Source organism: uncultured Algibacter sp., assembly GCF_905480415.1.
Taxonomy (GTDB): domain Bacteria; phylum Bacteroidota; class Bacteroidia; order Flavobacteriales; family Flavobacteriaceae; genus Algibacter_B.
The window spans coordinates 1-19,585 of record NZ_CAJQQI010000110.1 but is presented as its reverse complement, the minus strand read 5'-3'; the positions used below and the strand labels follow the sequence as shown (position 1 = coordinate 19,585).

Below are 19,585 nucleotides of genomic sequence, written 5' to 3'. Positions count from 1 at the left end.
TGTACTACCATGTGCAATATATTCAGCATCAATACTTTTAGCATACTCAACTATTTCAATAGCTTGAATAATACGTTCGGCACTTACAGATAATGGATATGTATTATTTTTTAACACATTTCCGAAAATCAAATACTTCACTACTTTTTTGTAAAAGGTAGCTACAGCATCAATATTCTCGTAAGTTGAAACACCCATTTTGTAGGCGTTACTTTCTATATGTTCAATTTCTTCTTTCGTAAAGCCTCCAGTATTCACGCTTACTGCATGAACATCATATTCTTTTGACAAACTTACTGCGCAATATGAAGTATCTAAACCACCACTATATGCTATAACTAATTTTTTCATTTTTTATCTTTTTTTAAAAACATGGTTTCTTTAATATGCTTCAATCTTTTAAAAACCTTTTCTTTTACTTTAGTTTTCTCTTCTATTTGTTTCGCTTTAGCATCATATAACATCCCTGTACACAAACACATTTTTCTATTAGTTCGAGTTAATACATCGTAGTTTTGACAGGTTTGACAACCATCCCAAAAGGTTTGATCATCCGTTAATTCAGAAAATGTAACTGGTTTATACCCTAAATCACTATTTAATTTCATAACGGGTAGCCCTGTTGTTATGCTAAAAACTTTAGCATTTGGAAATTTATTCCTAGAGTGCTCAAAAACTTTGTGTTTTATTTTTTTTGCTAATCCTTTCCCTCTGTAAACTGGGTGTACGATAAGTCCTGAATTAGCAACAAACTTACCATGACCCCATTTTTCGATATAACAAAACCCTGCAAATTTATCACCATCTAAAGCAATAACCGCATTTCCATTTTCCATTTTGGCGGCTACATACTCAGGAGTACGCTTCGCAATACCTGTACCTCTAACTTGAGCAGATTGTGCAATAGTTTCGCAAATGGCTTCTGCGTATTTAATATGTGATTTATCGGCTATGACAACATTCATTCCCCTATTATATTTTTATGTCAATTATTCTAATTTTTCTTAAACGCTGAACTGGACTCACCTAATTCAATAACATTGATATACACCCTTTCGGGCGACGGGAAAATTTGCGGCGCGTAATAGTCTTGTTAATTAAAAGATTAACTGATTTATGAAATACTATGGAATTAAATTTGGACACTATGAAAAAAATTAAAATTACGTTTTGATTTTGCTAATAGATAAGATTAAAAGCGGCGACGAAAGCGCACGGGAAAGCCGAGAACAGAACAACGTATTTTATTTTTTAGATTTTTCATATAATGCTAAACTAAAAAATAATTTCTAATATCAATTAATGGATATTAACATTTTTAAAAAAATTGTGAATTTAAAATTATAGCTATGTATTTGTTTAGAATTCTGCAACTAAAAGCTAGGAAAGTGTATGAAATAAAAAGAAGCCCATTAAAAATAGCTCCTTAATTTGCTAATAATCACGGAGCTTATAGTTCTTCAATTTTTATGTTTTTTACAAAATTTTATCATCATTATCTTGTAAACCTATATGCTCATTTTGATATTTACCAAAAGCCTATTGAATTTCTATTTTAGTTTTATCTTAAAAAAATAATGACAATAATGAAGCTGTTAGAAAACCTGTTAACGCCAATATAGTGGTCATCACCGTCCAACTTTTAAAAGTTTCTTTTTCTGAAAGCCCTAAATACTTACTAACTAACCAAAATCCACTATCGTTAACATGAGACATAATTGTAGCCCCAGATGCAATGGCTATTACAATTAATGCCTTTTGTGGTTCGGAAATCGTTTCTACTAAAAGTGGCGAAGTAAGTCCAGCAGCCGTAATCATAGCCACTGTCGCTGAACCTTGAAGAATTCTAATTAAAGCTGCTGCTATAAAAGAAAACAGAAGAATGCTAACTCCTTGATCTGCAAAATAGTTGGCAAGCATTTCTCCAGCACCTGTATTTACAAGCATTTGTTTAAAAACGCCACCTGCACCAGTTAATAATATTATAATACCTGCTGGACCCATAGATTGGGTGGTAATATCTAATAATTTATCTTTTGTGAATCCTCTGCGTAAACCTAATGTGTACCAAGCTATAAGATTTGCAATTATTAAGGCTGAAAACGGATGACCTATCATCCCTAACCATTCTAAAATGTTTTTAGATATGAACTCTTCTCCTATAAGCGGACTATTTAACAATGTATTTAAAACAATTAAAACTATGGGAATGGAAATTATACTTATAATAATTCCAACTGGTGGGAATGTTTTTATTGCATCAGAATCGATTTGTAATACTGGAGCATCCACATGAATTTTTTTTGCTATATATTTTGCAAATAATGGTCCACATACTATCGCGGTGGGAATTCCTGTTAGAAAACCAAAAAAGATGACCCAACCTAAATCTGCTTTTACAATATCCGCAACTGCTACCGGCCCCGGTGTTGGCGGAATAAATGAATGTGTTATAGCCAATCCAGCCAATAACGGAATGCCATAGAGCAGTAAGGATTTACCTGTTTTTCTTTGAAGTGCGTAAATCATTGGAACTAAAATAATAAAGGCTACATCAAAGAATACTGGAATTGCAACAATAAACCCCGTTAACATTAACGCCCAAGATGATCGTTTTTCTCCAAATTTAGACAGCAAAAATGTTGCTAAAGATTCAGCTCCTCCTGAATGCTCTAAAATAGCACCAAACATAGCACCCAAACCCACTACCACTGCAACAAAACCAAGTGTACTACCCATTCCTTCTTGTATCGCTTTAATGATAGCTAAAGGTTCCATACCCGATAATACGCCAACAAAAATACTAGCAATAAGCAACGCTATAAAAGCCTGTACTTTAAAACGAAGTATAAGTAACAGTAATGTAACTATACCAAATAATACTGCAGATAATAATGCAAAATCTATCATAATTCGTACCAATTAGTGTGAAAGAATTGATTTTCTAGAGCATCTATTCTTTGATATGTGTGTGCTCCAAAATAATCTCTTTGTGCCTGAATCATATTTGCTGAAAGTCTTTCAGTAGTCATTGACACCCAATAGGTATTTGCTTCTGTGAATACAGGAAGTGGTAATCTATTATTGAGTCCATAAATTAAAACTGATTTAACAGCATTCTCACCGCGCTTTAATACTTCAAAAATTTCTAGGTGTTTAAATAAATCATCATATGCTTTAAAATATGAAATACAATTTATCATCAACTCTGATCTTATGATACATCCGTTAGTCCATATTCTAGAAAGATCTGACAAAGAAAGATTCCAATTATAGGATTCGGATGCTTGTCTAATTACCGCAAACCCTTGCTGGTAATTTATAATTCTAGCACACCTATATGCTTCTTTAACATCATTTATTGAGAGTTCACTTTTAACACCAATGGTATTATTAATTTCTTTGGCTAAGTTTTTCCTTGTTTCTGTAAAAACCGACACATAACGTGCGAAAACAGCTGAAGACATCATCGTATTTACCGTTCCGAGGTCAAAAGCTGTTTTTGTAGACCAAGAACCCGTTCCTTTGTTTCCCGCTTTATCCAGAATTAAATCAAGAACATATAGATCCCCTTCCTTTTTTGTCATAATATCTGCCGTAATTTCTAACAGATAACTAGCTAAATCGCCTGAATTCCATTCTAAAAAAATTTCCTTGATTTCTTCATTTGATTTTGAGACTGAAAGTAGGGTATACATTTCAGCAAGCAGTTGCATTTCGGCATACTCTATTCCATTATGAATCATTTTGACGAAATGACCTGATCCTTCAGGACCAATATATGCACAACACTTTTTACCATCAGCATCTATTGCTGCAATTGACTCTAAAACTGGTGCTATAATTTGGTAACTGGTTTTATTACCTCCAGGCATAATAGAAGGTCCTTTTCTCGCCCCTTCTTCGCCACCAGAAACTCCAACTCCAATAAAATTTAGTCCTTTACTCTCTAAATAATCTGCTCTTTTTTTGGTGTCCTGATAATGTGAGTTTCCGCCATCAATAATTATATCTCCTTCTGAAAGCATAGGAATTAATGATTCAATTACATAATCTATGGCATCTCCTGCTTTTATCATTATTAATATTTTTCTAGGTCGCTCTAAAGAATTGACGAATTCACATAACTCTGTGAATCCTTTAATTCTCATATTATCCTCGATTGTACATAAAAAATCTTTAACACTATTTTCTTCACCTACTGTAGCCCGATTATAAACAGATAAAACATAGCCTTTTTCAGCAATGTTTAAACTTAGACTGCGGCCCATAACACCAAGACCTATAACTCCGAAAAAAGACTTATTAATGTGTTCTAAGTTTAATAGAATCTCAGTAATAATTTTTTCTGGTGACTGAGAAATATCTATATGAATTCCATATTCAGGAATTTCCAAATCTTTAAATTGAGACGCCAAAAGAATCGAATTCATATAATGGCCTTGTCTTTGTTCAATTCTTGCACGAATTAAGTTTTGATCTCCTGATAAATAAATCCAAACAATATTTTTACTTTTTGAAACTAAGATCTCTCTGTATTTTTCTTTTAACGCAGAACAAGCAATAATAGCACCATCATTTTCGCCCCACTTCTGAATATTATTAGCAAGGATTTTTAACCAAGGAAAACGGTCTTCATTATTTAGTGGTAGACCATTTTTCATTTTATGAACGTTCTCTTTAGGATGAAAATCATCAGCATCAAAAAAAGGAAGCTTTAATTTTTTAGATAATTTTTCACCTATAGTAGTCTTACCACAGCCGCTAACTCCCATAACAACCATTACAGGTTTTTTCATCTTATTTGTATTTCATTTAAATATAACCCGCATTTACGCAAGGCTATTTAACATGTTTATTAATAACTATTTAGATATTGATGAAGATAAAATCATCAGCTCCGTTTGAAGATATTGCTGCATTTATTTTACCTGCTATCAATGGATGGCAAATGTAATATGCTATTAATTATGAGGTAAGATACTCTGATCTATTTTTACAGTGTTAGCTTAACACCTCATAATTATGAATCCATTCGTTAGGGGGAATTTAACATATAATAGACATTATCAAAATCCTATAATTCTTTAATTTTAATATCCCTAAACCAAACTTTATCGCTATGATCTTGTAAACCAATATGCCCTGTTTGGTGTTTTCCAAAAGCTTCCCAATCTTTAAATTTAGAATTAGCCACTAAAGCATCCCATTCTTCGCCATGCAAAGGGAATTCAACAATTACTGTTCCATTTAATGTGACACTTCCTTCATTATTACTATGATCTACTTTTAAAACACATTTATTCCAGTCACCTGCTGGTTTACAAACATCGTGCATTGGCTGAACCATATCATACAAAGCACCAGCCTGATGAAATTTAGGGTTTGCCAAAGCATCTGGATGTCTCGCATTATCTAACACCTGAATTTCTGGCCCTGTTTGATAGGCTTCATTAAATTTTGAGTCTTCATATATACTCCAAAATATTCCACTATTACCGCCTTCAGATATTTTCCATTCTAATGATAAAATAAAATTAGTGTAGGTCTTTTTTGTTATGATATTTTTACCTCCTTCTTCTCCGGGATTAAATGCCATGGCTCCATCCTCAATACTCCATTCAGGGTACATCTCATCTGTTAAATAACCTCTCCAGTTATCAAAATTAGTACCATCAAAAAGAATACTCCATTCTGAACTCGACTCTACCTGCTCAATAACCTCAGGTTCTATTGTTACTTGTTCTTTATTTTGTTTACATGATGATATCATCAGCATAAACAATATACCAAAAGTTAGTTGTTTCATTTTATTTAATTTAGTTACAATCCTAGTATTTTTTTTAGTTCATCATCGCTGGCATTGCTAGCTGCAAAATCATCAAAGCGTTTATTTGTAGATTCTATAATGTGTTTATTTATAAAGTCAACACCTTCTCTTGCTCCTTGTTCTGGGCTTTTAATAACACATTCCCATTCTAAAACGGCCCAAACATCACAACCATATTCTGTTAATTTTGAGAATATTTTTTTAAAATCAACTTGACCATCTCCCGGAGAACGATAACGTCCCGCACGGTCTTTCCAATCATTATATCCACCAAAAACTCCTTTTTTTCCAGTTGGATTAAACTCTGAATCTTTAACATGAAAAGATTTTATAAACTCATGATAATGATCAATATATTTAATATAATCTAATTGTTGAAGTACAAAATGTGAAGGATCATAAAGCATATTAACGGCTTTATGATTTCCCGTAGCTTCCAAAAAACGTTCAAACGTATCACCATCATGTATATCTTCAACCGGATGAACTTCATAACAAACTGCAACACCGTTATCTTGAAAGGTGTTTAAAATTGGTTTCCAACGGTCAGCTAATTCTTTAAAACCAAGTTCTATCAATCCTTTAGGCTGCTGAGGCCAAGGGTGCATCATTGGCCAAAGTAATGAGCCCGAAAATGTAGCATGGGCTTTTAAGCCTAACCTATTACTCGCCGATGCAGCATATTTCATTTGTTGAATAGCCCACTCAGTTCTTCCTTTATAATTTCCTTTTAAATGTTTTGGAGCGAAGGCATCAAACATGATATCATGTGCTGGATGTACAGCGACTAACTGACCTTGAATATGAGTAGATAATTCGGTTATTTCTAAACCGTAACCATTTATTTTACCTTTAAACTCGTCACAATATGTTTGACTTTCAGCAGCCTTTTCTAGGTCTATTAATCTAGAATCGGTAGTTGGAATTTGAACCCCTTTATACCCTAAATCGCTTGCCCATTTACATATACCATCTAAGGAATTAAACGGTTCACTATCATCTATAAATTGAGCTAGAAATATTGCAGGTCCTTTTATCGTTTTCATTAGTCTATATTTTCAATATTTACCCAAACATTCCCTTTTTGGTGAGATTCAACGGCTTTTTCAATAAAATTCATACCTCTTGCCCCATCTATAATAGTTGGGAATTCACCATGATTATATGGCTCATTATTAATGGCCTTTGCTATGCCTTTATAGATGTTTCCCATAGAATCGAAAATACCTTCGGGATGTCCTGGAGGTAATTTTGTTCCATCGAGCGATAAATCTGAATTATAAGTATGTCCAGGTTTTAAAACTTGCAATGGCTTGCCATCTTCCATTAAATATAAATAATTAGGATTTTCTTGTTCCCATTTTAAACCTGCTTTATCACCGTAAATTTTTACAATAAAACTATTTTCTTCACCTGTTGCAATTTGACTTGTGCAAATCACACCTTTAACATTATTATTGCAACGTAATAAAACAGTCCCATCGATATCCATTTTATTATCAGAATACAAGTAATTTAAGTCGGCTAATACAGATTTAATTTTATGTCCCGAAACATATTCTAACATATCGAAGGCATGCGTACCGATATCGCCAATACAACAACTAATTCCTGATTTTTTAGGATTTAATCGCCATGTAGAAGAACGTTTTTCTTTATCATGAATTATTGGATTTATCCATCCTTGATAATATTGTGCATCTATTTTTTGAATGTTTCCAAGTTCCCCATTTAATATCATCTCGCGCATTTGGCGCACCATTGGGTATCCAGTATATGTGTAGGTAACAGCAAATACGGTTTTAGCTAATTTAAGCGTTTGGTTTAATATTTTAGCTTCTTCGTAAGTGGTAGTCATCGGTTTTTCACAAATAACATGAAACCCATTTTCCAAAAGTTTATTTGCCATAGGGAAATGCAAAAAATTTGGAGTTAAAATAGACACCACTTGCATACGACTATCTTCTGGAAGCTTTAATTCTTCCTCCATTAGTGTATCAAAATCTTTATAAATTCGATTTGTAGGAATACCTATTTTTTCAGCAAATCCAATATTTTCTTCCCAATTAGGATTAAAAACACCGCCTATAATTTGAAATTGATCAAACATTGATGATGCCACTCTATGCAAAACTCCTATTAATGAGTCTCCACCACCGCCTAATATTCCTAATCTGATTTTAGAATTCATTATTTATTTTAAGCTTTATATTCAACAGTTTCTTCTTTAAAAAACAAAGCAAACAATACTAAAACACCAAGTGCAAATAATGCTGGAAATAACCAAACATCTTGCCAGCTGTGAGTACCATCTGCTAAAATATTTTTATCAACTATTTTTCCTGCAACCCAAAATCCAACTAGCATACCAATACCATAGGTCGCTAATGTAATTAATCCTTGTGCTGCACTTTTTACTTTTTCACCAGCTTTAGAATCTGTATAAATTTGACCCGAAACAAAAAAGAAATCATAACAAATACCATGCAAAGCAATCCCTATTACAAGCATGAAGAATAAATCGCCAGTATTTCCGTAAGCGAACAAAGCATAACGAATTCCCCAAGCTAACATGCCAAATAATATTGTCTTTTTAAAACCATATTTCTTAAAGAAGAACGGTAATAACAACATAAAACCTACTTCGGATATTTGACCTAAAGATGCCCAGGCTGTTGAATTTTCAACTTTATATTCAGTTAAAAATGGACTGATGTTTTGATAATAAAAAGCTAATGGAATACAGATTAAAACAGATGACAAAAAGAACACCAAAAAATTTCTATCCTTTAGTAACTTTAAGGCATCTAATCCGAGAATATCTCTAATAGTCACTTTTTCACCCTTGGCTGCACTTGGTGGTGTTTTTGGTAATGTAAAACTAAACACACCCAAAACTGCTGATGCTACAGCTACCATAGTAAATGTATTCGATAACATACCTTGTCCAATATTTGCTATAGAATCCCATTTAAAAGCAAAGCTTATAAGTAACCCAGCAAGTATCCATCCTATAGTCCCAAAAACTCTAACTAAAGGAAATTGCTTTGCAGGATCATCCATTTGATTAAATGATACTGAATTCACTAAAGCTAGTGTTGGCATATATGCAATCATATAGCCTAATACATAAGGGTAAAACGTTGCAAACTCAGTTGATTGAGACATTTTGTACATTAAAAAAGCACCTATGAGATGCAAAACGCCAAGAATTTTTTCTGCATTAAAAAACCGATCTGCAATTAATCCAATAATAAAAGGCGCTATAATTGCTCCCCACGATTGGGTAGAATAAGCCATTCCTGCTTCTGCTCCAGTTGCGCCTAAATTATTTCCTAAAAAGGAGCCAAGTGTTACAAACCAACCGCCCCAAATAAAAAATTCTAGGAACATCATAAAAGATAGCTGAAATTGGATTTTTTTATTCATAATATGAATTATTAGTTTAATTGTTTATTTGAAATTATTTCAAGGATGCTTCAGATTTCAATAACAGCTTTTTTGTAGCCAATATACCTTCTCTTTCTGATAACCTTGTGCCTTCATATTCAACACCAATAAAATTTGTGTAACTGGAGTTTTTAACCAATTGTAAAATTCTAGAATAATCCAAAGTAGTTTCGTTACCATTTTCATCAAAGTCATAAGACTTTGCGCTAACTGCTTTTGCTGCAGGAAGCAACATTTCAATACCTTCATATTTATCGGGGTAAACCTCAAGACATTCACCCCAACGTTCTCCCTGATCTCTTATTACACACCAATTACCAAAATCTGGGAGTGTACCACAATTCGGCATGTTTACTAAATTAATAGCCTCCATTAATTTGGGAGCATCGGAAGATAACCAACCATGATTTTCACACAATATATTTATATTCTTTGTGGCAGCGTATTCCGATAATTTTTTAAGACCGTCAACCACGGTTACTTTCCAAACCTCAGGATTATTAGTGCCAAACGTATTTACTCTAATAGAATGACAACCTAACTTTTCTGCAGCGTCTACCCATTTTTTATGATTTTCAACGGCCTCATTTCGTTTTGTTTCATCTGGATCAGCTAAATCTCCCTCATGATCAACCATGATTAAAACATTCTGAATATTGCTTAATTGGCTCATTGTTTTTAATGAATCAATCACCTTATCCATACCCAATAATTCAATTTCATCATCATAAAGTTGACTTACATATTCTAAGCCTTCAAAGCCCATTTCTTTGGCCATTGATGCAAATTGAAAAGGATCGCCTTTTTCTATTTGCACAAAATTATGCAATGACCATTGCGCCAATGATAATTTAAAAAACGGCTCTTGTTCAGATATAGTTTCTGAATTAACTTCTAAATTTTCTTGTTTACTTTTTTTATTAGCACATCCAATAAAACTCATCACAAGAAGGATAACAACAATTAGTGATGTATTAATTTTTAGTCTAGCGTTTTTCATATTTAGGATTAAGATAAGATGTGTGAAAATAAATAAACAATCGCGTATCAATGTTTATATTTATTCAGTGAAAGAATTTAAACATATATTAAAATTAACAAAAAGTAGAATTATTTAGAAACAACTAAATCTTATCTAACATTTTTAAACGATACTCAATTGGCGTGCATTTTTCATGTTTTTTAAAAACTGTTGAGAAGTACTGACTAGTTGAAAAACCACAACTAAAAGCAACTTCTGCCACATTCAAATCAGTATCTTCTAGTAGTATTTTTTTAGACAACTCTAAACGTTTCATCATCAAATAACGCATTGGCGTTAAATTCGTTAGCTGCTTACAATGATGCGTAAACCTCGTTAAACCAACACCTGCAGATTCCGCCATTTTTTCAATAGTCCACATTTCCGGCAGGTTTTTTTCAAGCTCATTTAAAAATAATTTAACACTTCTTGAACTATCTGTAAGATCTTCATTCAACTCAATATTTTCAGAATCTAAAAGATCTAAAAGCAGAATTAACAAATAATTAACCAGCAGCCTAATCCTCGAAGAATTACTACAATTCTTATCAGTATCAACCGCACGGCCAATCCTTTGAAAACAATCTCTCACACGTTTATCCGAACGTAAGCGCACATCTTCATTTTGTCTTAAAATAGTTGTTAATCGAAGCAAATCTTCAGGAGCTAAAATTATCCACTCTGGCCAAACCCAATTTTGATGGGGCCTACGCACTCCTAAATCTAAAATTACCCAATAAAATTTACCAACCCCAATATTCGGATTACCTACCTTATGCGCTTCCCATGGCCTAGTTATAGTCAGGTCATTAGGTCGTAATTCGATTTCTTTTTTTTCCTGAGAATAAGGCATAGAACCAGATTCCAAAAAATGAATTTCTATACCTTCATTACGATGCCAATCTAAACCCCAATCTTGCGGCTCATTAGCATCCCAATACCCAATACTATTTAACCCTATTGTATTATCATTCAAACGGTCACCAGGATACGTATACCTAGCTAATGCTTTAAACTTTACTTTTTTTCTTTCAACAGCATCAATTAATGGTAAACACGTGTCAGCGTGATAAACAATTCCATCCGCTTTGAAAGGTTTTATTTTTTGTATATTTATCTTCACTGAAATAATTTGAACATAGTTAATCCGCAATTTAATTAATTTGGCATGAAATGCAATTAACCATTGCTTTTTTTTTATTACTTTTTAAAAACTAAATAAATAAACTAAAAATGTATACAGCTTGCACTAATCCACTTAAAGAAGAATATGATGCTATTGTAGTTGGCACCGGAATATCTGGTGGCTGGGCTGCAAAAGAACTTTGTGAAAATGGGTTAAAAACTCTGGTTCTTGAACGTGGAAGAATGGTTAAACATATAGAAGACTACCCTACTGCTCATTTAGATCCTTGGGATTTTCCAAATGGAGATGTAGCCACAAGAGAAACTAAAGAGCGAATGCATAAACAGCATAGAACTGGTTATGTAACAAGAGAGTCTCGAAAACATTTTTTTGTTGACGATTTAAAGCATCCTTATAACGAAAAAAAACGTTTTGATTGGATTAGAGGATATCACGTAGGGGGTCGTTCATTAATGTGGGGAAGACAAAGTTACCGTTTAAGTGATATAGACTTTGAAGCTAACAAAAAAGAAGGTATCGCTATAGACTGGCCTGTGCGCTATAAGGACATTGAGCCATGGTATGATAAAGTTGAAGAGTTTATTGGGGTTAGTGGTGAAAACTTAGGATTAGAAGTACTCCCTGACCAAAAGCTTTTAAAGCCAATGAACCTAAATTGTGTTGAAAAACATTTGAAATCTAAAATTTCTGAAAAATTTGAAGACGGCAGATTATTAACTATTGGCAGAACAGCTCATATTACAGAAGGTACTAAGCCTGGAATGGGAAGAAGCACTTGTCAGTATAGAAATAGATGCATGAGAGGCTGCCCATTTGGAGCTTACTTTAGCAGTAATTCTTCCACTCTTCCAGCTGCTGAAGCTACTGGAAATATGAGTTTAAGACCAAACTCTATAGTACATGAAGTAATATATGATGACACTACAAAAAAAGCCATAGGAGTTAGAGTAATTGATGCTGAAACTAAAGAAATTTTCGTGTATAAAGCCAAAGTTATCTTCTTATGTGCTTCTACAGTTGCTTCTGCTTCAATTTTATTACAATCAAAATCTGAACGTTTTCCAAATGGCTTAGGTAACGATAGTGGTGAATTAGGTCACAATATTATGGACCATCATTTTCATGTTGGTGCTAGAGCAAAAGCAGATGGTTTTGAAGATAAAATAAATAAAGGGCGCAGACCTAATGGATTATATATTCCTAGATTTAGAAATCTTGGAGGAAATACGGATACCAAAAAATTCAAAAGAGGTTATGGTTATCAAGGAGGCGCAACAAGATCGAGCATCTCAGAATTGGTTGCCGAATTAAAATATGGACCAGAATTAAAAGAAGCTATTTTAAAACCTGGAGAATGGAATGTTAACCTTCTTGCATTTGGTGAAACATTACCTGATCATAAAAACAGAATGTACCTAGATTATGATAAGCTAGACGAATGGGGGTTACCTACAGTAACCTTTGATGCAGATTTTGGAGAAAACGAATTAGCTATGCGTAAAGACATGCAAGAACAAGCTGTTAAAATGCTTACTGCTGCTGGGTTTAAAGACGTAGAAGGTTACGATAAAGAGGAAGGGAGAGCTATGGGATTAGGGATTCATGAAATGGGAACGGCACGAATGGGTAGAGACCCTAAAACGTCTGTTTTAAATGAAAATAATCAAATTCATGCTTGTACCAATGTATATGTAACTGATGGATCATTCATGACATCGGCCGCTTGCCACAACCCCTCCCTCGGGTATATGGCTTTTACTGCAAGAGCTGCTAACCATGCCGCAGAACAACTTAAAAAAAATAACGCCTAAAATATTTTAAAATGAAAAGAAGAGATGCATTAAAAAATTTAGGACTTGCAACAGGTTTTTTTGTTGTAACACCTGCCGTTATTAGTTTATTGCAAAGTTGTACTAGCGACATTAAAACTTGGACACCAGATTTTTTAACTATAGAACAAAGTGAAGCTTTAACGAAATTAGTTGATGTTATTTTACCAAAAACTGAAAACCTACCTTCTGCGACAGAACTTAATGTACCTCAATTTATTGATAAGTATATTAATATCGTTTTAGATGATGACGGGCAAACACAAATGAATACTGCTTTTGAAAACATGATATCGATACTCAAACCGAATACCGAAGACCGCATGGATTCAGTAAAAGAAGAAGATTACAAAGCTTTACTAGACGACCATATGCTCATTAAAGATGAAATTGATGAAGAACGTGAGGCGAATCCAGAGGCATTAGAACTCACAAAATCAGAGTTTTTAAATACCTTAAAATTTATAACGATAAAGGCTTATTTAACAACTGAACAAATTGGCGAGAATGTATTGGTGTACGACCCAGTTCCAGCTCAATACTATTGTGGTGATTTACAAGAAATAACAGGAGGAAAATCTTGGTCTCTTGGAAATACTTTGGTTATATAAAATTTTGATAATATAATGCGTTTAGCTTTTAAATTTTTTCTATTCAGTATAACATTTATCTTCTTTTTTAATTGTGAAAAAGAAGATAAAAAATCTGAAAATTGGGTAAAACTTTTTAATGGGAAAGACTTAACAGATTGGACAGTTAAAATAAATGGTTTTGAACTCAATAATAATTATAACAATACTTTTAGAGTAGAAAATGGCGTCATGAAGGTGTCATATGATAATTATGAAAACTTCACGAATGAGTTTGGACATATCTTTTACAAAAAACCTTTTTCAAATTACAAATTAAGATTACAATATAGGTTTACAGGTACACAAGTGAAAGGCGGAGCAAGTTGGGCTGCAAAAAATAGTGGTATTATGCTGCATTCGCAATCTCCAGAAAGCATGTTAGTTAATCAAGGTTTCCCGCTTTCATTAGAATTTCAACTTCTCGGAGGTGTAAATGAAAACGAACCTCGCCCGTCAGGAAATCTTTGTACACCAGCAACCCATGTCTTAATAGATGAGAAGTTAATTACAGAACATTGTGTTAGTGCTGATTGTAAAACCTATTATGGTGAAGAATGGATAACCGCAGAGGTTCTAGTAAATAATGATTCTATAACACATTTTATTAATGGTAAAAATGTTATTTCATATTCCAGACCAACTATTGGTGGTGAGTTTTTAGAGTCAACCTCCAAAGAAACTCAAGCTAAAGATGGACAATCTCTTACTAGCGGTTATATTTCATTACAAAGCGAAAGCCACCCTATAGAATTTAAAAATATTGATATATTAGAGTTATAACTTTTTAACACCTTTTTAAAATGAGTAGTAATCCTTCAAATAGTAGACGCTCCTTTATTAAAAAAACGGCATTAACATCAATCGGAATCTCTATCATTCCAAGGCATGTTATGGGGAAAGGATTTATTCCTCCTAGTGATAAATTAAATATTGCTATTGTTGGAGCTGGAGGTAAAGGCTATTCAGATATGATTAATGTTTGGAATAATGGTCAATCAAACATTTCAGCTATTTGCGATGTTGATTGGAATCAAGCTTCTAAAGCATTTGATTTTTTCCCTAAAGCAAAACGCTTTAAAGATTACAGAAAAATGTTAGAAGAAATGACGGATATTGATGCTATAACTGTATCAACTCCAGATCATACGCATGCAGTTATAACTCATGCAGCTATGCAATTAGGAAAACACGTTTATGTACAAAAGCCACTAACACATAATATTTACGAAGCCAGGATACTTACCGAAGCTGCAAAAAAATACAAAATAGTAACCCAAATGGGAAATCAAGGTGCATCAGGAAAAGGTGTTCAAACCATGATCGAATGGTATAATAGTGGAACTATTGGGGAAGTTAATAAGGTAGAGGTTTGGACAAACAGACCCGTGTGGCCTCAAGGCATAAAAACACCAACAGAAAAACCAGCTTTGCTAAACAATTTAGATTGGGACTCATGGGTTGGACCAGCAGAATGGGTAGATTACAATCCATTATATCATCCATTTAAATGGAGAGGCTGGTGGAATTTTGGCACTGGAGCGCTTGGAGATATGGGCTGCCATTTAATGGATCCCCCATACAGGGTCTTAGGCTTAAAATACCCTACTGAGGTTGAAAGTAGTGTAGGGTCAATATTTACTCAAGATTGGACACCTGATTACTATCCAGAATCATGTCCTCCATCATCTAGAACCCAATTAAAATTTGAAGCAACAGAAAAAAATCCTTCTACAGTTAAATTGAATTGGACTGATGGTGGATTGCGACCTTTTCATCCTGACTTAATTCCAGCTGATCATTCTTTAGGTGATGAGAATAGTGCAAATGGTGTTATAATGATGGGAGAAAAAGGTATTATGACCTGCGGAACTTACGGAAGAAATCCTAAAATATATCTTAATTCTGGCGAAATTCTACTACCAAACTACCACGAGAATGAAGACGAAAACAGCTTACCAGAAAATGGGCATCAAGCTAAATGGGTAGATGCCTGCAAAGATGGTTATGAAAGCAATAAACATAAAGAATTAACCTCATCATTTGATTATGCTGGGCCTCTTACTGAATCTATTTTAATGGGTAATTTAGCTATTAGAAGTTACAATCTAAGAGAAAAAATTAATGATCGATTTATTTATCCTGGTCGCAAAAAACTTCTTTGGGATGGTAATAATATGAACATAACCAATTTCGAACCTGCCAATCAATTCGTAAAAAGAATATATAGAGAAGGCTGGAAATTGGATTGATTTAATAGCTTATTATTCAACAATAAATTTTCCTTTCATCATTCCAGAATGTCCAGGGAAACTACATAAAAATTCATATTCTCCAACAGCTGGCGAATCAAATTCAATAACAGCAGTTTCACCACCACCAATAATTTTGGTATATGTAATAACATCCTCTGAGGCTTTAGGTATATATTGATTAGAAGCAAAAGCAGCAGCTTTATTTGCAAAATCGACTAGGCTAACACCTTGTTTTAATAAAACAAAATTATGCCCCATCACATTCTTATCCATTTTACCAATATGCTTTAATGTGATTTTTACTGACTCTCCAGCTTTTACCGTAATCTCCTTCTTATTAAATTGCATAGCATCATTAGATGTTATAACAACGTCATTAGGTCTGCTTTCTACTTTTTCTGAAGTAGTCGTTTTATTCTCATAGGAAAACCCTTCTTTCTTTTTTTCTTTCTTACCACCACAACCTATGACTAAGCCAGAAAAAATCAATACTAATACAACCTTAAATATCTTCATTTTTTTTATTTTAATTAAAACGTTAGTCTTTAAGTAAAACCTTCAGACTTCTGAAGATTTTATTAAAACAAATATAAATGTATAAAATCAAAAAAAAGTAAAATTTTTTTCAGTGAAAAATATTATACTTAATAAATAATCTTACTTCAATAATCTAAAAAGCAACTAATACTTAGTTATAGTTTTTATCATAAAATATAATCGGTACTAATGAAATTTGAAGTTTTCTTTTCTAACAACTCTTCCAAAATAGCATTGTTATACTCATTATCTTTTGATGCTACAAAAGTTCTTATGGAAAATGAACGTAGAGCATCGTGAACACTTAACGTTCCAAATGCAGAATCTTTTCTTCCTGTGAATGGGTAAACATCTGGTCCGCGTTGACAAGAACTATTTAAATTTACACGACAAACTAGGTTTACCAAAGTATCAATTAAGGGGGATAATGTATGTATATTTTTGCCAAACAAACTTACTTGTTGTCCATAATTAGATTCTGCCATATCATCTAATGGTGCTTCTATATCAGAGAATGCAACAACAGGAACTACTGGACCAAATTGTTCTTCTTGAAATACGCGCATATCCTTAGTTACTGGGTATAAAACTGAAGGGAAAATAAAATTATCTGTAGTTTCTCCTCCTTTTTTATTCAAAACTTTGGCCCCTTTTTCTGTAGCATCATCAATCAATTCTTGAATATAAGACGGCTTATCTTCTTCTGGAAGTGGTGTTAATTTCGCACCTTCTTCCCAAGGATTTCCAAACTTAAGCTGATCTACTTTAAAAGCAAATCTTCGATTAAATTCTTCCACAATTGATTCATGTACATATAAAACTTTAAGTGCTGTACAACGTTGGCCGTTAAAAGATAACGTTCCTGCTATACATTCATCCACAGCCAAATCTAAATCAGCATCAGGTAAAACAATAGCTGGATTTTTAGCCTCTAAACCTAACACCATTCGTAGTCTATTTCCTTTTGGATGTTGAGATTGTAAAGCGTTTGCAGATTTACTATGACCAATTAAAGCCAAAACATCAATCTTACCAGACTTCATGATTGGTGTTGCTAAAACACGACCACGACCATAAACAATATTTACTACACCCTCTGGGAAACTACTTTGAAAAGCTTCTAATAAAGGAGATATTAATAATACTCCAAGCTTTGCTGGTTTAAATATCACAGGGTTTCCCATAATTAACGCTGGAATTAATAGCGTAAACGTTTCATTTAAGGGGTAATTATAAGGGCCTAAACATAAAACGACTCCCAAAGGCCCGCGGCGAATGTGCGCATAAACTCCAGAGTTTTTTTCAAATTTAGCCGAGTCTCTATCTATTTGCTTATAAGCTTCAATAGTATCATAAATGTAATCAACTGTCCTATCAAATTCTTTCTCAGAATCTGGTAAGTTTTTTCCAATTTCCCACATCAATAAGTTTACAACTTCTTCTCGCTTTGTTTTCATTTGTTCAACAAACGTTTCCATGCAAGCAATCCTGTCACCAACTTTCATTGTTGGCCATAACCCTTTACCTTTATCGTAAGCCGAAATTGCAGAATCAAGAACTTCTAGAGCCTCCTTTTCTCCTAATTGAGGAATAGTCCCTAATAGTGTTTGCTCATATTTCGAAGTAGATGAAATTGTTGAATACACTTTAGCAGTTTCACCTTCCCAATGTCGCAACTCACCATTTACGAGGTACGTGTTTTGGTGTAAAAGAGATTTAATTTTATAAGCTTCCGGAATTTCTGTGAAGGGATGTTTCATAACTTTAATTTTGCTTTTTTCTTTTTACTCAAAATAACTAAAAATAAATCTAAAATCACTTCTATATCTTAATTAACTACCTGTTTTTCAACTAAAACGTTTTCGCGTGTTTCAGTAGTATCAAAAAATAAAACATATAAAATTATACTAAAAATGGCGTTGTAATAATGAAAAAACCTGTCAAAATGATAACATCTGACAGGTTTTATAAATATATATTTTAGTTTAGTACATCTCTATACTATTGGCTTCATAGCCGTCATAGATGATCTTAAAAACTCACCTACTTTTTCAACTGGATGATTTCTTAAAGCTGCATTTACTTCAATAAGTTTTGCATTATCTACACCATCACCATTGTCTTTAGCAAAAGGCTTTCCTATAACATCTGTTTTAATCTTTTTCATGAAATCTTTTAATAATGGCTTACAAGCATGATCGAATAAATAACATCCGTACTCAGCTGTATCAGAAATCACACTATTCATTTCATATAATTTCTTTCTTGCAATGGTGTTAGCAATAAGTGGCGTTTCATGCAATGATTCGTAATATGCAGAAGCATCGATAATCCCTGAGTCTGTCATAGCTTCAAAAGCTAATTCAACTCCTGCTCTTACCATAGCTATCATTAACACACCATTGTCATAATATTCTTGCTCAGAGATTTCTATATCTCCAGCTGGTGTTTTTTCAAAGGCAGTTTCTGCGGTTGCAGCTCTCCATCCTAATAAATCTTTATCATCGTTAGCCCAATCCGACATCATCCCTGCAGAGAAACGACCTTCAATAATATCATCCATATGCTTTTGAAATAATGGACGCATGATATCTTTTAACTCTTCTGATATTTCAAAAGCTTTAATTTTTGCTTTGTTAGACAAACGATCCATCATGTTAGTTACCCCACCATATTTTAAACCTTCTGTAACAGTTTCCCAACCATACTGAATTAATTTTGAAGCATAACCTGCATCAACACCTTCTTCAATCATTTTATCAAAACAAAGAATAGAACCTGTTTGCAACAATCCACAAAGAATGGTTTGCTCTCCCATTAAATCAGACTTAACCTCAGCAATAAAAGACGATGCTAAAACACCTGCTTTATCTCCTCCCGTAGCTAC

The 19,585-nt window shown here is 33.4% G+C and carries 16 protein-coding genes and 1 pseudogene; 4 read left to right on the top strand and 13 right to left on the bottom strand.

Annotation, left to right across the window (positions count from 1 at the left end; genetic code table 11):
* From QZ260_RS07840 to QZ260_RS07795, 10 genes are all read right to left on the bottom strand, one after another.
* A partial coding sequence (locus QZ260_RS07840) for an argininosuccinate synthase domain-containing protein (protein ID WP_295984776.1) occupies nucleotides 1–351 on the bottom strand: 351 nt, incomplete at its 3' end.
* The gene (locus tag QZ260_RS07835; protein WP_295984773.1) at nucleotides 348–965 is read right to left on the bottom strand and encodes a GNAT family N-acetyltransferase; all 618 of its coding nucleotides are present in this window, start codon (nucleotides 963–965) and stop codon (nucleotides 348–350) included. The genes QZ260_RS07840 and QZ260_RS07835, both read right to left, overlap by 4 nt.
* Before the next feature lie 601 nt (nucleotides 966–1,566).
* On the bottom strand, nucleotides 1,567–2,910 hold the full coding sequence (locus tag QZ260_RS07830) for a gluconate:H+ symporter (protein WP_295984771.1): 1,344 nt from the start codon (nucleotides 2,908–2,910) through the stop codon (nucleotides 1,567–1,569).
* Entirely contained in the window at nucleotides 2,907–4,799 is a 1,893-nt protein-coding gene (gndA, locus tag QZ260_RS07825) for an NADP-dependent phosphogluconate dehydrogenase (protein ID WP_295984769.1), read from the bottom strand. The genes QZ260_RS07830 and gndA overlap by 4 nt, the downstream gene beginning before the upstream one ends.
* A gap of 278 nt (nucleotides 4,800–5,077) precedes the next feature.
* Entirely contained in the window at nucleotides 5,078–5,809 is a 732-nt protein-coding gene (locus tag QZ260_RS07820) for a DUF1080 domain-containing protein (protein WP_295984767.1), read from the bottom strand.
* A 14-nt stretch (nucleotides 5,810–5,823) separates the two neighbouring features.
* Nucleotides 5,824–6,876, bottom strand: a complete 1,053-nt coding sequence (locus tag QZ260_RS07815; protein ID WP_295984764.1) for a sugar phosphate isomerase/epimerase — start codon at nucleotides 6,874–6,876, stop codon at nucleotides 5,824–5,826.
* Nucleotides 6,876–8,021 carry a Gfo/Idh/MocA family oxidoreductase gene (locus QZ260_RS07810; RefSeq protein ID WP_295984762.1) on the bottom strand — a complete coding sequence of 382 codons (1,146 nt, stop codon included), beginning with the start codon at nucleotides 8,019–8,021 and terminating at the stop codon, nucleotides 6,876–6,878. Before QZ260_RS07810 ends, QZ260_RS07815 begins: the two co-directional genes overlap by 1 nt.
* A gap of 8 nt (nucleotides 8,022–8,029) precedes the next feature.
* The gene (locus QZ260_RS07805) at nucleotides 8,030–9,259 is read right to left on the bottom strand and encodes a nucleoside permease (RefSeq protein ID WP_295984760.1); all 1,230 of its coding nucleotides are present in this window, start codon (nucleotides 9,257–9,259) and stop codon (nucleotides 8,030–8,032) included.
* 34 nt (nucleotides 9,260–9,293) lie between these two features.
* On the bottom strand, nucleotides 9,294–10,280 hold the full coding sequence (locus QZ260_RS07800) for a sugar phosphate isomerase/epimerase family protein (protein ID WP_295984758.1): 987 nt from the start codon (nucleotides 10,278–10,280) through the stop codon (nucleotides 9,294–9,296).
* A gap of 124 nt (nucleotides 10,281–10,404) precedes the next feature.
* Complete coding sequence (locus tag QZ260_RS07795) at nucleotides 10,405–11,424, bottom strand: helix-turn-helix transcriptional regulator (RefSeq protein ID WP_295984755.1); 1,020 nt, start codon at nucleotides 11,422–11,424, stop codon at nucleotides 10,405–10,407.
* Between the two features lie 110 nt (nucleotides 11,425–11,534).
* Between QZ260_RS07795 and QZ260_RS07790 the strand changes: the two genes are divergently transcribed.
* Genes QZ260_RS07790 through QZ260_RS07775 form a run of 4 tightly spaced genes read left to right on the top strand, consistent with a single transcriptional unit; the run spans nucleotide 11,535 to nucleotide 16,158 of the window.
* The gene (locus tag QZ260_RS07790; RefSeq protein WP_295984751.1) at nucleotides 11,535–13,259 is read left to right on the top strand and encodes a GMC family oxidoreductase; all 1,725 of its coding nucleotides are present in this window, start codon (nucleotides 11,535–11,537) and stop codon (nucleotides 13,257–13,259) included.
* Between the two features lie 11 nt (nucleotides 13,260–13,270).
* Nucleotides 13,271–13,888 (top strand): gluconate 2-dehydrogenase subunit 3 family protein, encoded by a 618-nt coding sequence (locus QZ260_RS07785; protein ID WP_295984748.1) that lies wholly within the window; start codon nucleotides 13,271–13,273, stop codon nucleotides 13,886–13,888.
* Between the two features lie 15 nt (nucleotides 13,889–13,903).
* Nucleotides 13,904–14,689 carry a DUF1080 domain-containing protein gene (locus tag QZ260_RS07780; protein WP_295984745.1) on the top strand — a complete coding sequence of 262 codons (786 nt, stop codon included), beginning with the start codon at nucleotides 13,904–13,906 and terminating at the stop codon, nucleotides 14,687–14,689.
* 20 nt (nucleotides 14,690–14,709) lie between these two features.
* On the top strand, nucleotides 14,710–16,158 hold the full coding sequence (locus QZ260_RS07775) for a Gfo/Idh/MocA family oxidoreductase (RefSeq protein WP_295984742.1): 1,449 nt from the start codon (nucleotides 14,710–14,712) through the stop codon (nucleotides 16,156–16,158).
* Nucleotides 16,159–16,170: 12 nt separating this feature from the next.
* Here the strand turns inward: QZ260_RS07775 and azu are convergent, their stop codons facing one another.
* The 3 genes and pseudogenes from azu to QZ260_RS07760 form a co-directional block, all read right to left on the bottom strand.
* On the bottom strand, nucleotides 16,171–16,677 hold the full coding sequence (gene azu, locus QZ260_RS07770; RefSeq protein WP_295984739.1) for an azurin: 507 nt from the start codon (nucleotides 16,675–16,677) through the stop codon (nucleotides 16,171–16,173).
* 188 nt (nucleotides 16,678–16,865) lie between these two features.
* Nucleotides 16,866–18,458: an NADP-dependent glyceraldehyde-3-phosphate dehydrogenase gene (locus QZ260_RS07765; protein ID WP_295984737.1), complete on the bottom strand. Its 1,593-nt coding sequence runs from the start codon at nucleotides 18,456–18,458 to the stop codon at nucleotides 16,866–16,868.
* 236 nt (nucleotides 18,459–18,694) lie between these two features.
* Nucleotides 18,695–19,585, bottom strand: a pseudogene (locus QZ260_RS07760) (ketol-acid reductoisomerase); the annotation flags it as partial.

Coding starts and splice junctions, on each gene's coding strand:
- QZ260_RS07835 (WP_295984773.1), bottom strand. CDS start 965: ATGAATGTTGTCATAGCCGATAAATCACATATTAAATACGCAGAAGCC.
- QZ260_RS07830 (WP_295984771.1), bottom strand. CDS start 2,910: ATGATAGATTTTGCATTATTATCTGCAGTATTATTTGGTATAGTTACA.
- gndA (WP_295984769.1), bottom strand. CDS start 4,799: ATGAAAAAACCTGTAATGGTTGTTATGGGAGTTAGCGGCTGTGGTAAG.
- QZ260_RS07820 (WP_295984767.1), bottom strand. CDS start 5,809: ATGAAACAACTAACTTTTGGTATATTGTTTATGCTGATGATATCATCA.
- QZ260_RS07815 (WP_295984764.1), bottom strand. CDS start 6,876: ATGAAAACGATAAAAGGACCTGCAATATTTCTAGCTCAATTTATAGAT.
- QZ260_RS07810 (WP_295984762.1), bottom strand. CDS start 8,021: ATGAATTCTAAAATCAGATTAGGAATATTAGGCGGTGGTGGAGACTCA.
- QZ260_RS07805 (WP_295984760.1), bottom strand. CDS start 9,259: ATGAATAAAAAAATCCAATTTCAGCTATCTTTTATGATGTTCCTAGAA.
- QZ260_RS07800 (WP_295984758.1), bottom strand. CDS start 10,280: ATGAAAAACGCTAGACTAAAAATTAATACATCACTAATTGTTGTTATC.
- QZ260_RS07790 (WP_295984751.1), top strand. CDS start 11,535: ATGTATACAGCTTGCACTAATCCACTTAAAGAAGAATATGATGCTATT.
- QZ260_RS07785 (WP_295984748.1), top strand. CDS start 13,271: ATGAAAAGAAGAGATGCATTAAAAAATTTAGGACTTGCAACAGGTTTT.
- QZ260_RS07780 (WP_295984745.1), top strand. CDS start 13,904: ATGCGTTTAGCTTTTAAATTTTTTCTATTCAGTATAACATTTATCTTC.
- QZ260_RS07775 (WP_295984742.1), top strand. CDS start 14,710: ATGAGTAGTAATCCTTCAAATAGTAGACGCTCCTTTATTAAAAAAACG.
- azu (WP_295984739.1), bottom strand. CDS start 16,677: ATGAAGATATTTAAGGTTGTATTAGTATTGATTTTTTCTGGCTTAGTC.
- QZ260_RS07765 (WP_295984737.1), bottom strand. CDS start 18,458: ATGAAACATCCCTTCACAGAAATTCCGGAAGCTTATAAAATTAAATCT.